The organism is Pseudomonas sp. P7548 (assembly GCF_013386585.1).
Taxonomy (GTDB): Bacteria; Pseudomonadota; Gammaproteobacteria; order Pseudomonadales; family Pseudomonadaceae; genus Aquipseudomonas.
The window spans coordinates 1-429 of the sequence record NZ_JACARO010000202.1; the positions used below are offsets into that span (position 1 = coordinate 1).

The 429-nt window shown below is 57.8% G+C and carries 1 protein-coding gene; it reads left to right on the top strand.

Going from position 1 to position 429, the window contains the following annotated elements; all coding sequences use genetic code 11:
- A partial coding sequence (locus HX803_RS32240) for a hypothetical protein (RefSeq protein WP_178926094.1) occupies positions 1-429 on the top strand: 429 nt, incomplete at both ends.

Here is a 429-nt window from a genome sequence, read left to right on the forward strand (position 1 = left end):
CGATCATGAGAACCGCTCGACTGAGTTTCCACTGCCCTCCTCCGCCCGCCCTGCGATCACCAACAGCTTGGCCGAAGCAGCGATTTATCTGGGGACGTTGCCGGATGAATGGGTGCTGGCGCAAGGCTCGCGTTTCTACCATTTCGTTAATGGTTTTCTGACAGCGATCAGCGATGCGTATGACAACCGGCTGCGTATCTCTCGAGACTTCAGGGGGCGCATTGAGCGAGTGGATAACGGCGTCGGGCGGTCGTTGTTTTTGCGCTATTCGTCGGGCCGCATTGTTGGCGTGGACTACCAGATTCACCGGGCTGAAGGGCCGGGTGAGTTTGTCTGGGTCACCGAGTACACCGTTGTTTCCTACGCCTATGACGACCTTGGCCGGCTTATCAGTGCGACCAACGCCGTCGGTGAAAGCGAGGTTTATCG